Genomic DNA, 13,755 nt, shown 5'->3' with positions numbered 1-13,755 from the left:
ATTGTTTGTTTAGATCCTAAAGCATCACCCGTGATTATTAATTATCTAAACGAGAATGGTTACACAACCATGATTGTCCCTAATGGACACTCCCAAATTAAAAAGATTTTAAGTAAGAATAAATCTATTATTGCTGCAGTTGAGGAATCAGGTCATTATTATTTGAATATCAAATATAATGATTTTGTCTATTCAATAGAGAATATGGCGATAATCCTTCTTGCTTTTTTATCTTCCTTAGAAAAAGATAAAAAAAGCCTTGAATACTTTATAAAACTAACCTCTTCCTACTATAGAGAGAGGGAATGGACTAAGAAATTTGATAGTGCCTTAGAGCGAAGTAACAAGTTAAAACAAATTGAGGCACTATTGCTGACTAAAGGCTATAATAAAACAGATACCTTGCTAGATGGCTCACCTCTTGGATCTGTAATTTTGAAAAAGGATGAAAAGCCGTGGGTTCAAGTGACATTAAGAGCAAGTGAAACGGAGCTTTATTTAGCCCGCTTTGAGGTTTTAAGTGAATTGAAAGATGAAGCTGAAAAAATCAAAGTAATAATTGAGGATGTTTTATCACGACAAATGTCGTGAAATAAATAAAACAGAAGGAGTAAAAAAATGAAAAAGTTGTTCATGCTGGCATTAATCGCCCTCATGGTATTTTCGCCTCTATTTTCTTCTGGTGCTAAGGAAGAAGCTACTACAGCTGCTCCTGTAGTTGAAGAAAAAGAAATGACTCATGATGAGCTCGTTGCAGCAGCTCAGGCTGAAGGTAAAGTTGTTGTATATGCAACCTCTTCAAGAATTGCAAAGGCAGCTAGCGCTTTCACAGAGAAATATGGAATCGAATGTGAAACATCTAACCTCAAAGACTATGAATTAATCGAAAAGGTTTCTAAGGAAGGTGAAGCTGGAATCACAGGTGCTGACTTTGTATTAGCTCAAGATGCTGGTCGTTTATTTGGTGAGCTTATGGAACCAGGATATCTCTACAACTACGTTCCACCTACACTTAAAGATGTAATTCCAGAATCAATGCAGAACCCTCTCCAGGCTTTCCAAATTAACAAGGTATTTATCTACAACGATGAAAACACAACAGAAAGTCCATATTATAATATTTGGCAGTTTGCAGATCCAAAATATAAGAGCACACTCAACTTTAAGAACCCGTTCCAGGAAGGTGTAAACTCTAACTTCTTAACTATGGTTACAAGTCCTGAGGTATCAGAAAAAATTGCACAGGCTTATAAGAACTACTACGGCAAGGATATTGTTCTCACAACTCCAAATGCAGGTTATGAATGGATTAAAGCAATCTACGAGAACGACTTAATTAGTGGTACAAGCGATACAACAATTGCAGAAAACGTAGGTATTAAGGGCCAGAATAAGGCTAATACTCCTGTAGGTCTTTTCGTATTCTCAAAGGCACGCTATGCAACAACTAAGAACCTTGCACTCAAGCCAGCTTTGAATATGGAACCATTCTGTGGCTTCTATTACAGCTTATATCCTCTTATGTGTTCTAATGCTGCTCATCCAAATGCAGCTAAGCTCTTTATTGAATTCTTATTCTCTGAAGAAGGCTTTGCTCCATGGGGAAAAGACTGTGGTACTTATAGTGCAAATCCTAATATTGGTGTACAGGAAGATATCGACTACCCATTCGCTACTTGGGAGCCTCTCCTTGTTAAGGAAGATGCAGAATACTGCTTCGAAAATCGTGCTGATGTTGAGGAATTCCTTAACCTCTATATTTATTAATTTTCTATATGGCTACAGAAAGCTCTCTGTAGCCATAAGCTATAAAAAATCATGAAACAAAAGATTAACGCATTATTAAAATATCTAAGAAAGCCTCAGAATATTATTTTATTAGTATTGCTAGTAGTTCTTGGATATCTCACCATTGTCCCTCTAATTACAATCGTTGCTGATACCTTCACAGTACACTCAAGTGAAGTAAGAGCGATTAAAGGTTCAAAGGTTGGTGATTTCACACTCTACCACTGGAAGAAGATGTTTGCTTCGGGTCAAACAAGTATGAAAGTCTTCTACGAACCTTTCTTAAACACCTTAAATATAGCATTCTTAAGTTGTATGGTTGCTATTATTTTAGGTGGTTCCTTTGCTTGGATTATTACACGTACAAATATTAAAGCAAAGAGCTTTCTTTCTACTGTATTTGTATTTCCATATATCATGCCAGCTTGGACACTTGCTATGGCATGGCTTAACTTCTTTAGAAATTCAAGAATTGGTGGTGCTCCAGGACTATTCCAGGTAATAACAGGAATTGAAACTGCTGACTGGTTTGCTTATGGACTATTTCCAATTGTAATAGTACAAGGCCTACACTATGCGCCATTTGCTTACATCCTAATTGGTGGTATTTTGAGAAACATGGATGCAAATCTTGAAGAGGCTGCATCACTTCTTCACGCATCAAGATTCACCATTATGAGAAAGGTTACAATACCTATTGTTCGCCCTGCTCTATTATCTACCTTCCTATTGGTATTCTCATCAACAATGTCTGCCTTTGCAGTTCCTTCATTCTTGGGTACTCCTGTTAGATACAATGTATTAACAACCCAAATGTATAGAACTCTAAATGGTATGAATCCTGGATATGGATACATTATGGCACTTATCATGATAGTAATTGGTGTAGGTATCTTAATGGTCAACCAGTGGATAACAGGAAGAAGAAAGGCATATACAACAGTCACTGGTAAAAGTAGTAATATAGCACTTGTAAATTTAAAGAAAGCAAGAACTCCATTAACAGTTCTTTTAGTATTTATCTTAGTTGTAATTGCGATTGTTCCACTTATCTCATTTGCAGTTGAGTCATTTATCATGGCTCCTGGTGACTACTCATTTAGTAACTTCACTACAGAATTCTGGATCGGTGAAGGTAGAGCAGACATTGCAAATAGTGAACCAGGTATTTTAAGAAATAAATCAATTTACACAGGCTTAATGAACTCTCTTAAACTCTCAGTTGTTGTTTCACTTGTTGCAGGTACTGTTGGTATCCTCGCAGGTTATGCAATTGCTAAAAAGAGAGGTTCACACCTTTCAACTATTGTAAATAACATTACCTTCTTCCCATACTTAATGCCTGCAATGGCATTTGGTGCTATTTACCTTTCAATGTTTGCTGTTAGAAGAGGCTTTATACCTGCACTCTATGGCTCATTTACGCTACTAGCGTTATGTGGTTCAGTTAAGTACTTACCATTTGCTTCTCGTAGTGGTATTAATGCTATGCTACAGCTTTCAGGTGAAATTGAAGAAGCAGCAGAGATCCAAGGTATTTCTTGGTTTAAGAGAATGACAAGAATTATTATCCCAATTCAAAAGTCTAGTTTCTTATCAGGATATTTACTTCCTTTCATCTCATGTATGAGAGAGCTTTCACTCTTCATCCTTTTAGTATCCCCTTCAACAAGAATACTTACAACTCTTCTTTTCCAGTACAACGAAAAAGGATGGAACCAATATGCGAATGCTATCAACTTAATCATCATTGTTATAGTTGTAAGCTTCAATTTACTTGTCAACAAATTGACAGGTGCATCTATCGATAAAGGTATCGGTGGAAATAGTTAATAGGAGAAAAAATAAAATGCCTAAAATAGTATTAAAAAATGTTACAAAAAGATTTGGTAAGTTTGTTGCAGTAGATAACTTAAATCTTGAAATAGATGATAGATCCTTTATCACCCTTCTTGGTCCTTCTGGTTGCGGTAAAACCACAACTCTTAGAATGATTGCAGGACTTGAAACACCAACTGAAGGTGAAATCCTTATTAACGACCGCGTTGTTTTCTCCTCAGAAAAAGGTATTGATATTGCAGCTAGCAAGCGTGATGTAGGATTCTTATTCCAAAACTATGCACTCTGGCCTCATATGACAGTAACAAAGAATATTTCATTTGGTCTTGAAAACCTTAAATGGCCAAAGGATAAAATTCAAGCTCGTGTTGATGAGTTATTGAAGATGCTTAGAATTGAAGAATTTAAGGATAGATATCCAGCTGAGTTATCAGGTGGACAGCAACAAAGAGTTGCTATTGCAAGAACTCTTGCAACAGGTCCTAAAGTACTATTTATGGATGAACCTCTTTCAAACCTCGATGCTAAATTAAGAATGGAGATGAGAACAGAGCTTAAGAGACTTCACCACGATACAGACTCAACATTTGTCTATGTTACTCACGACCAACTTGAGGCAATGACACTATCAACAAAGATTTGCTTGATGAAAAATGGATTACTTCAGCAATATGCTAACCCTCTTGAGGTTTATAGAAATCCAGCTAACACCTTTACAGCAGATTTCGTAGGATCTCCTAACATCAACTTACTTGATTTCTCTCTTAAAAACATGACTCTTAAAAATAGTGATGGCCTTACATTTACTATCGAGATGTTGGATAAGAGTATTGTAAAGGACCAGGATGTTATCTTAGGTCTTAGACCAGAATACGTCCAGATTTCAAATGAAGGTAGTGTTAAGGGTGAAATTTATTCTTCCCTTCCATCTGGAATGGAAACAATTGTTAAAGTAAAGATTGGTTCAGTTCAACTTAACTCAGTTATCTTTGGTGATGGAGACTTTAATGTAGGTGATAAACATCCAATTTCCTTCCCTGGAACCTATAACCTCTTTGATAAAGAAGGAAATAGAATTGGAAGATGTAAAATTATCTCTTCAAGCCTATGAAAAAAAGAATTATCTTAGTTCGTCATGGACGACAAAATAGCTCAAAGTGTAATGTCGACGTTGCTCTCTCGCCTGAAGGTATTCTTCAGGCAGAGCTACTTGCAAAAAGATTAGAAGGTCAAAACTTCGATATAATGTACACAAGTACACTTAAAAGAGCTATTCAAACAGGAGATATTATTAATCAAGCTCTAAAACTTAATGTAGAAAGAAGAGCTGGTATTAATGAAATTGACTGGGGTGCTATCGTTGGTCTTGATAATAGAGAAAGAATGGAGAGGTATTCTTCCTTCATGCATGATAGATTATTAAGAACTAGTGATTTACCATTTCCTGGAGGAGAAAGCGGCGAAGATTGTTTTTCAAGAGCCTATCCTGTAATAAAAGAGATAATAGATAGTCCACACAATTCAATTATAGTTATTACTCACGGCGGATTAATTAGAAGTTTAATTTGCGGGCTATTAAATTTACCATTTAAAGAAAAGCTTGCTTTTGGATCCTCTCTTGAAAACACATCATTAACAAAGCTTATATACGATAGTGAAACTAATTTATTCACTCTCGAAACCTTTAATGATTATTACCACTTAATTGGTCACAATGAATTAATGCGTTCTTCTTGGAAAGAAAAGTAGGCCTGAGAGTTTTCTCAGGCTAATTATTAAAGAAGTCTTAAAATATTTTTAAAGTACATCTTCTCTATCGTTGAGTATGATAGTCCTGCTTTATGAAGAGCTTCCTCTAGAATTGGGAATTTATCAGGACCATCGATTTCTAGCTTTCCACCAATTCCATCAAAATCGCTACCAAGAGCAAGTACATCCTCACCACCAACATTTAACATATGCTTTACATGGATTATCATATCAGAGATTCTTGATTCATGGCTTTTATCGGAGGTCAAAAATGAAGAGCAGAAATTAAGCCCGACAACACCACCCTTATCTGCAAGGGCTTTAATCATCTCATCTGTTAAGTTTCTTCCTACATTAGTTATTGCTCTTGAGTCAGAATGTGTTGCAACGACCTTGGATGCCTTATTAATACAATCCCAAAAGCCACCATCACTTAGATGTGAAACATCAACTATTATATCTTCACTATTAAATAATTCTATTACCTCAAAACCAAATGGCTTTAAGCCTTTAGCCATAATTGTTTTATCATCACTTTGAGGATATGCTAGTTCATTTTCCCAGTTCCAAGTTAAGCTAGCAATCTTAGGCTTCCAAGAACATAGAGTTAACGCATTTTCAATTTTACCCTCTAATCCATCAAGCCCTTCAATAGTTAGCATTGCAGATATTGTGTCTTTATTAGCAATAATATCCTTTGCATTATAAGCACGCTTTATTTTACCTTTAGAATTACTTATTTCTTTTAGGAAGATTTCATAAAGCTTTGTTAATCTTTCAAATGGAGAATAAGAGTCATCTACTAGCTCATGCATCTTAGTAAAGAGAGCAAAGCACTGACAAAGTACATCACCTTTTACTAGCTTATCATAGTTAATATGGCCACTTGAAGAAAAAAGATTTTCACATCCTTTTTCACTTAGTCTTAAAATTGTATCACAATGTAAATCAATTACTTTCATATACCATCTCTTCTTGCTCAGCAATAATAGTTGCGCCTAATTCCTTTAATATTATAGTTAATTTATCATTATTATTTACATTTGTAAAAGAGAGCCTACCCAAGTCTTTTAACGCATGATTTATTAAGGTGTAATCTGGATCTGAAAAATAGACACCACCATCTTTGCGAACGCAAATTTTATTTTCACCATGGACGTAGTAGATAGGGTCTACTATCTTTTCATTTTGCCATGAGGGACGATAATCTTTACTTATTATAGCTTCATCTCCCCTCTTAACTTCATCAGATAATAATCCACCTTCATTTAGCTTATAGCAAATAAAGTGTCTAGATTTAACAAAACCTAAGCTTTCATATAGCTTTAATCCTCTAGTGTTATCTGAAATACACTCCAAAATGAAGACTTCATCCTTCTGCATCTTATTTAAGATGCTTTTTATCATATTTTTAGCAATACCTTTTCTTCTATACTCCTTTATTACAGCAGTACCACCATCATATAGCCTATTACCTCTTTGACCCACAAAGACAAAACCAACCATCTTATCGTTATCAAAGGCCCCTATTGAGAGTCTTGGATTATAATCATTTGACTCTAAATGAATCTTTATTTGCTCTTCAGAAAGGTTCATAGGAATGTTGTAATCAGAGAAGGCTTCATTAAATGTCTTTTTCAAAAATGAATAGGAAAAACCTGTAAGATTTGTGTATGTAATCATAACTATATACTATCTTTTTTTTACTATCATTTTCTATTAAAAAAGAGTCTTCAGAAAAGAAAGCTCTTAAAATACTTAATGCTTTTTCCTTACAGGAATCCATATTTCAGCATTGTATTTTGAATCCTTAGTACCCATTTCATACTTTTTAGGATTATCATAGTGCTCTATACAATACCCAGCAGCAAATTCATAATCATTTTGTTCACAAAGCCATTGAGTATATATGGTTTCATTCACCTGACGCATTGTCTCTGGCAATGGTCCAATACATTTAAAAATTACCCATTCAAAGGAAGGTATCGTTCTTATTTCTAAGTCGTTAGGAATTTCTTTATCTTTATTGTAAAAGTCAGCAATAAGGTATTCAAAGGTACTATTTGATAGAGTCAAATCGATGTTAATACCCATTTCACCACAAATATACTTTTCCATTCCTTTTTGATAGTGTTCCTGCCAAAATTGAGGTATTGCTTCCTTACACCCTTCATAAGCAAATTTTCGAGAAGCACAAATAACTTTAAACTCATTCTTTCTTTCAATTCTATAATCCATTAAAAACCCTCCTTGTAAGGAAATTGTTAGTTTTAGAGGAGCATAACCCTTTATATGCTTTTTATTCTTTCTCAATTCAGATGGAAGCACATTAAAAAACCGAAAAAAGGCTTTAGAAAAGCTATCTGGTGATTCATATCCATATCTTAATGCAATATCAAGAATTGTTTCATCACTTGTCATTAAATCATGGGCAGCTTTAGTTAGTTTTCTATTTCTAATATACTCTCCAAGAGTAATGCCACAAAGCATTGAAAACCCTTTTTGAAGATAGAAGGTAGAAATATTAAACTTTTTTGCAATCAAATCAGCATTAATGTCATTTGATAAGTTTTCCTCAATATAGGTAATACAATCACCAATAAGCTGCATCCACTCCACTTTTTGCTCCTAATTCATAAAATCATAAAATAAATAATTATTCTCTTCCCGATTTTTTCTGTTCACATTTGTCTAAAAAATATGGCTACTACAAATTCATGTAATAGCCAAAATCTTAACATATAAGATTATCTTTTTTTATATCCACATTTAGGACATTTACCTTCTTCATCTAAAGCTATACCACATAGAGGACATCTATCAATGGTTTTAGTTACATCATACTCTTGAGATGCAGCATTAACACCACTTGTGAAGGTAATTTTGGCAATATTAAGCTTATCCTTTAGAAGGTCATATACTATCTTTATCATACCTTCTACTGTCATAGTTTCCTTAGTAACTACAAGTCTTGCATCTGGATATGCTGTTGCAAGCTCAGTTTTAAAGGCTTCACCCTTCATTAAGTTCTGAGGATGACCGTTTTTAATTCCTTGTTTTTCATAAACGTCTAGAATTGCAGGAAGAAGTGGATCATCTTCTCTTAGTATGAGTGCATGGTCAAAATTCTTAAGTACATCCCAAGCTGTTTTTTGTATTTCATTACATGGGAATACCATGTTTACGCCCATATTTACACTATCTTCTACTTCAAGTGTTAATATACCTGTATGGCCGTGTAAGTATTGAGCTTCTCCTTTAAAGCCATAGAACCTATGAGCATACTGTAAATCAAATGTTGTAATACTTCTCATATTTATCTCCTTATCAGTAATTAATACTAATAAGAATATAATATTATTTATTTCAACTGTCAACAAAAAGTTAGTTGAATTGATATATCTTTTAACCTAAAATAGTCCACAAACAGGGAATTATGAAAAATAAATTAATAAATGCGATAGTAAATTTAAACTTAGACCATGATGATTATTTACTTATAAAAAATGATATTTTTGAATCAAATAACCAAAGCTTAAGAATTATTTCTCTTTTAGGAGTTATAATCTTTACCTTCATGATTATATTTTCTTTCTTTTCACCAATTTTTGAAGTTTATTCATATATTTATTTTATTGCAGATATTATCTTTCTTTTTCTCTTAATTCTCTCATTTTTAAATTTCTTCAACACTAACAAAAGGTTATTATTTGGTGTTTATACATTAATAATGACGTTGCTACTCACTAGTGCTATTCAAGGTAGCTTTTTATCACCAAATCAAAATTCTGTGACGTTTATCGCTTATTTAATTACAGTACCTTTTTTATTTATTGAGTTTCCTATTAGGATGCTAGGCGCTCAGATATTTGCTTCTGTTTTTTTCATTATTTGTGCCTTAAATAGTAAGGAACCAGGATTTCTTATTGTTGATGTTACTGATTCCGTAATATTTACTATTGTTTCAATAGTTTTATCTACATATATGTCTAATATTAGAGCTGCTAAAATACTATTTGAAAAGGAAGCTATAGCCTTTAGTCAAAAGGATATTTTAACAGATCTTTATAATAGAAATATGTTCGAAAAGGATCGTTTTACATTCAAACAAGCTTGCAAAGATAATCTTAGCTGTATTTATATAGATGCTAATGGGCTCCATGAATTAAACAATAAATATGGTCATGAAGCAGGAGATAAAATGCTAATCATGGTTTCTGATATAATGAAAAAAGTATTTTCTCCAAGTTGTTCTTACCGAGTAGGAGGAGATGAATTTATTGCTATTTGCAAAGATAAATCTTTAACTAAAATTGAAGAAATGGTTAAAACAGTAAAAGACTTATCAACACAAAACAAAATTAATCTCTCTATTGGATATGCATGGAGTAGCAAGACTGATTTAGATACCTATAAGCTAGTTAAAGAAGCTGAAAAACTTATGTATGATGATAAAATCTCATACTACAAAGCACAAGGTAGAGAGTTTAGATAGTATAGAAAATCATCAATAATATCTTTGATACCAAGTGAACACCCATGTGTCCTAGCATAGCATATTGAATTCCATATTTGATGTAGTAAGTGCCAAATACAAATCCGAATAGACCATTTAGTAAGAAACATCTAAATATAATTAAGAAGTTAAGGTGACCAAATAGAGAAATAGTAGTTGGAATGTGTCCAAGTGCAAATACAAATGCTGCTACCAAATTTGCCACTAATAATACTCTATTACTAACGACCTTCTTTTTCTGAAATAAACTTATTATGAAAGCTATTAGTGTCATAAAGAAGAGTCTTAACAATACTTCTTCGATAATTCCACCATATATTAATGATGCTGCAAAGTAAGAAAGGCTTATTCCTTTTTGATACTCTTGTGCAACCTCTGGGATAAAGTGTCCAAATACAGGTGCATCTAAGAAAAAGATAATTCCAAGTAGAAATACTTGAATAGAAACTTTTATCAACTTCTCTCTTTCAAATGAAATTGTGCGCATTAAATTAAGTCTTTTTGCCATTAAATATCCAAAAAAAGAAGCAACTAATGCATAAACTCCACTTTGAAGTGTGGTAACAAGGTAAAACATTTCCTTAGTTTTTACCTGTTCTAATATTAATGCTCTCATATCATCTGTATAATAAGAGAATGTATAAAGGCCAATTAAATAACCACCAAGTAATCCAATTAGCATTACTATTAAAGAAAAAACTATAGCTTTTTTCATAATTCCTCCAATACTGGTGCCGAAATAACGTAAAGATTTCTTTGTTTTTGGTTTTCTTTCTTTTCTTTATTTATCGCACTCTCTATTAATTTATTTATTTCACCAAGCAAATTTAAATACTCTTCATCATCAAGCATTAACGACACCCCAGATACAGCTAACAGGTCCTTAATAGGTTCAGGTTGTTCCTGTTCGAAGTATTTTCGAAAAGAATCATGGAGATACATTATTGCAGTAGATATTTCATCAAAAGTTCCTTTTGGACTTTTTGCCAGTTTAATTGTTCTTTCAATCCCACCACGCTTTTGTTCTTCTTTCACAACCTCTAACGCACCAACTTCAATTAGTAATCGCACATATCTATAAAGTGTGGCTTGAGGAATGTCAGATAAAATGCTTGCCAGCTCTTTCGTGGTTAATATTTCTTTTGAATACACTGTTGTCAAAATTCTTTGACAATTGGGTTTCATACTAACTGCTATTCGTTTATTACTCATAGCATTATATTATTATCATTTTTGATAACAATCAATAATAGACTCAAGACAAAAAAAATTGAGGCAACCTCCTATTGGTGCCTCACTACTTTTGCGGTAAAATACCGATCTTTCAATAAGTGCTAAAGAACATTGTTCTTTGCATATGCTAAAACACTTAACCTAATTAATTATTCACATGAGATTATTTAGTTGTCAAGTATTTTTCCATCTGTTGAAATAATAGTTACACTGTATGAAAGATTCTTTCCACTTTGGTTAATTGCCCTTTTAACAGCATAATCAAGTCCACCACAGCAAGGAACCTGCATACGAAGGACATGAATAGATTTAATGTCATTATTTTTGATAATATCTGTAAGCTTTTCAGCGTAGTCTACACTGTCTAACTTTGGACAACCAATTAATGTAACACGACCTCTCATAAAGTTTGTATGTATATTTGCATAACTAAATGCGGTACAGTCTGCAGCAATTAATAAGTCTGAACCATTAAAGAAAGGAGCATTTACTGGAACTAGTTTTATTTGAACAGGCCAAGTAGTAAGTTCACTTTCAATATTTGTGGTAGTTTTCCTTTCTTTCTTTGCCTTAGCCTCTAAAACAGCTTTTTCATTGTAGCTAGGAGCTTCCCTCATTTCAAAGGATATTGCATTTACAGGACAAGCTGGGAGGCAATCACCAAGGCCATCACAATAATCCTCCCTTGTAAGACTTGCTTTTCCATTTACTATCTCAATTGCCCCTTCATGGCATGCTGAAGCACAAAGTCCACATCCGTTACATTTTTCTTGATCAATTTTAATAATCTTTCTAAGCATTCTTTTCTCCTAATATAGGCAAAATATAAACATAAAATAATATAAAACAAGATATAATACTATAATTAATTTTTTAGCTCACTACTTAGTGAACTACTCAACAAATGAATTGCCAGAGCATCACGGGGTTTAGCCACGGATGCATCCATGGCAGTGCTACCTCTTTTTACACGACTACTTTTCTTGCAATTTTATGAAGATAATCTGAGTAATTCTCATATAGCCTCTTAATGTGTTTGAAGCTCTTAGGGGGGCAATCCTTTCTTTTAGAATGAATACCACACTGACTGCACTCTCTCTATTTCTTTAAGATACTTACGCTCAAGAGAGAAATACATCTTCACTCTCCCTTGGCATCAGGAGGATAAAGCTTAATCTGCTTAATCAAATATTGGGTTAGAAAGGTAATTGTCATCAATTCCATATCCTTTCTCCATAAACTCTTTCAGCTACTTCAAGGGAGCTAATCTGATATTGAATCCATTATGGACCATGGCATTCTGCATATGGAGAATGAGAGCCCTTAACCCCACCACTCTTAAGAATGGCAAAGTAAGACTTCCCAGACTTGTCTAAAAGCTTTGCTACTTTCCTTTGCTGTTTGGGAAGGAAGGTTGCGTACCAAGATATCCTTCTGTGTCTTCTTTTGATAGTACCAATCTATATAATCTTTTATTCCCATCTTCTTATAGAGAAATCTCTTAGTTAAGTAAATTCCAAAGCTTAAATGCGGCATAACAAAATGGCAAACTATATTGACTTCTTGGTTTTCAAGCTTAAGTTTTGTTTACTTACTAAATAGCAAATAGGCAATTTATTTTAAAACAGTCTAGAATAGTTGTACTTAAGAAAAGATTAATTGAATAAAAATACTATCAATATGGTTTTCACTCTTTTACTATTTTGTTTTCAAGTAATCGTTTACGCATATAAATCACATCAGCCATTGGATTATTATAGTATGCCTCACACTCTATGAAACCATGCTTTTTATAAAGGGAGATAGCTTCCTTTAATGGAGAAATGGTATCAAGTACCATCTCCCTATACCCTGCTTTAATAGCATGAGCTATAATTTCTTTTACTAAGATATCTCCAACATGCTTTCCTCTAGCTTTTGGGCGGACAAATAATCTTTTCATTTCACATCTTTCACTAGAATGCTTATGATAAGCAACCATACCAACTAATTCATTATTTTCTATGGCGACTAAAATTTCTCCTACTGGAGGAGTATACTTTTCTGCAGGATTATTCAGCTCTTTGTCGATATTTTGAAAAGATAAATCTCTTCCAAGATAAGTTAAATACTCCTGAATAAGTATTTTCACTTCTAACATATAGTCTTTACCATCAACAACAATCATTAATTTATCCAATTTATTAACGTAGAACCATATAGTGCTTTCGCATTTACTTACCCCCACGTCTAAAACACGTAGGATATCGTAATATTGCGATAGCAAACTACTTCAACTCTACAGTTCTGTGAAATATTTCTTTTATTTTTTTCTATCAAGCACTACTGCACTCTCGCAGTGAGAACTAGCATAGTAGAAATCAAAGATTCTAGCTTTTGAAGGTATATAATCTGTGAACATTGGAATATCTCTAGCAAGTGTTACGCTATCACAGGAGATGTAGATAATTCTTTCTGGTTTAAATGACATTATTAATTCTGGAACACCTTTATCAAGACCAACTCGTGGAGGATCAACAATAACAGTATCAACATGAGTTTTCGTTTTAGATGCAAACTTAAATACATCATCTGTAATAGATTTTGCACTTGGTGCATTCTTCTGAGAAAGTCTTAAGCACTCCTTTTGC

At 33.5% G+C, this 13,755-nt stretch carries 14 protein-coding genes and 1 pseudogene; 6 read left to right on the top strand and 9 right to left on the bottom strand.

Going from position 1 to position 13,755, the window contains the following annotated elements; translation table 11 throughout:
* The 5 genes from SOY52_RS08480 to SOY52_RS08460 form a co-directional block, all read left to right on the top strand.
* Positions 1-591, top strand: a 591-nt coding sequence (locus SOY52_RS08480; RefSeq protein ID WP_320848521.1) for a hypothetical protein, incomplete at its 5' end; no start/stop codon positions are given.
* 27 nt (positions 592-618) lie between these two features.
* Entirely contained in the window at positions 619-1,767 is a 1,149-nt protein-coding gene (locus SOY52_RS08475) for an ABC transporter substrate-binding protein (protein WP_320848520.1), read from the top strand.
* Positions 1,768-1,818: 51 nt separating this feature from the next.
* Positions 1,819-3,621 carry an iron ABC transporter permease gene (locus SOY52_RS08470; RefSeq protein ID WP_320848519.1) on the top strand — a complete coding sequence of 601 codons (1,803 nt, stop codon included), beginning with the start codon at positions 1,819-1,821 and terminating at the stop codon, positions 3,619-3,621.
* A gap of 16 nt (positions 3,622-3,637) precedes the next feature.
* Positions 3,638-4,738 (top strand): ABC transporter ATP-binding protein, encoded by a 1,101-nt coding sequence (locus SOY52_RS08465; protein WP_320848518.1) that lies wholly within the window; start codon positions 3,638-3,640, stop codon positions 4,736-4,738.
* Positions 4,735-5,376 carry a histidine phosphatase family protein gene (locus tag SOY52_RS08460; RefSeq protein WP_320848517.1) on the top strand — a complete coding sequence of 214 codons (642 nt, stop codon included), beginning with the start codon at positions 4,735-4,737 and terminating at the stop codon, positions 5,374-5,376. The genes SOY52_RS08465 and SOY52_RS08460 overlap by 4 nt, the downstream gene beginning before the upstream one ends.
* 26 nt (positions 5,377-5,402) lie before the next feature.
* On the opposite strand, the gene SOY52_RS08455 is transcribed toward SOY52_RS08460, so the two are convergent.
* From SOY52_RS08455 to SOY52_RS08440, 4 genes are all read right to left on the bottom strand, one after another.
* Positions 5,403-6,338, bottom strand: a complete 936-nt coding sequence (locus SOY52_RS08455) for a dipeptidase (RefSeq protein WP_320848516.1) — start codon at positions 6,336-6,338, stop codon at positions 5,403-5,405.
* Entirely contained in the window at positions 6,325-7,059 is a 735-nt protein-coding gene (locus SOY52_RS08450) for a GNAT family N-acetyltransferase (protein ID WP_320848515.1), read from the bottom strand. The genes SOY52_RS08455 and SOY52_RS08450 overlap by 14 nt, the downstream gene beginning before the upstream one ends.
* A 75-nt stretch (positions 7,060-7,134) precedes the next feature.
* Positions 7,135-7,986: an AraC family transcriptional regulator gene (locus SOY52_RS08445; protein ID WP_320848522.1), complete on the bottom strand. Its 852-nt coding sequence runs from the start codon at positions 7,984-7,986 to the stop codon at positions 7,135-7,137.
* 137 nt (positions 7,987-8,123) lie between these two features.
* Positions 8,124-8,690, bottom strand: coding sequence for a 6-pyruvoyl trahydropterin synthase family protein (locus SOY52_RS08440; RefSeq protein WP_320848514.1), 567 nt, complete (start codon positions 8,688-8,690; stop codon positions 8,124-8,126).
* Between the two features lie 122 nt (positions 8,691-8,812).
* On the opposite strand from SOY52_RS08440, the gene SOY52_RS08435 reads away from it, so the two are divergent.
* Positions 8,813-9,871: a GGDEF domain-containing protein gene (locus SOY52_RS08435; RefSeq protein ID WP_320848513.1), complete on the top strand. Its 1,059-nt coding sequence runs from the start codon at positions 8,813-8,815 to the stop codon at positions 9,869-9,871.
* On the opposite strand, the gene SOY52_RS08430 is transcribed toward SOY52_RS08435, so the two are convergent.
* From SOY52_RS08430 to SOY52_RS08410, 5 genes and pseudogenes are all read right to left on the bottom strand, one after another.
* A complete protein-coding gene (locus tag SOY52_RS08430; protein ID WP_320848512.1) occupies positions 9,864-10,607 on the bottom strand; it encodes a type II CAAX prenyl endopeptidase Rce1 family protein in 744 nt (247 codons plus the stop codon). The two genes, SOY52_RS08435 and SOY52_RS08430, sit on opposite strands and share 8 nt — an antisense overlap.
* Positions 10,604-11,104 (bottom strand): helix-turn-helix domain-containing protein, encoded by a 501-nt coding sequence (locus SOY52_RS08425; RefSeq protein WP_320848511.1) that lies wholly within the window; start codon positions 11,102-11,104, stop codon positions 10,604-10,606. Before SOY52_RS08425 ends, SOY52_RS08430 begins: the two co-directional genes overlap by 4 nt.
* Positions 11,105-11,292: 188 nt before the next feature.
* Positions 11,293-11,925: an ATP-binding protein gene (locus SOY52_RS08420; protein WP_320848510.1), complete on the bottom strand. Its 633-nt coding sequence runs from the start codon at positions 11,923-11,925 to the stop codon at positions 11,293-11,295.
* A gap of 887 nt (positions 11,926-12,812) precedes the next feature.
* On the bottom strand, positions 12,813-13,304 hold the full coding sequence (locus SOY52_RS08415) for a GNAT family N-acetyltransferase (protein ID WP_320848509.1): 492 nt from the start codon (positions 13,302-13,304) through the stop codon (positions 12,813-12,815).
* A 123-nt stretch (positions 13,305-13,427) separates the two neighbouring features.
* A pseudogene (locus SOY52_RS08410) lies at positions 13,428-13,755 on the bottom strand (class I SAM-dependent RNA methyltransferase); the annotation flags it as partial.

This window comes from Bullifex sp. (assembly GCF_034103065.1).
In the GTDB taxonomy this organism is placed as follows: Bacteria; Spirochaetota; Spirochaetia; order Sphaerochaetales; family Sphaerochaetaceae; genus Bullifex.
The sequence above is the reverse complement of the archived record's forward strand: the minus strand, read 5'-3'. Positions and strand labels throughout refer to the sequence as shown.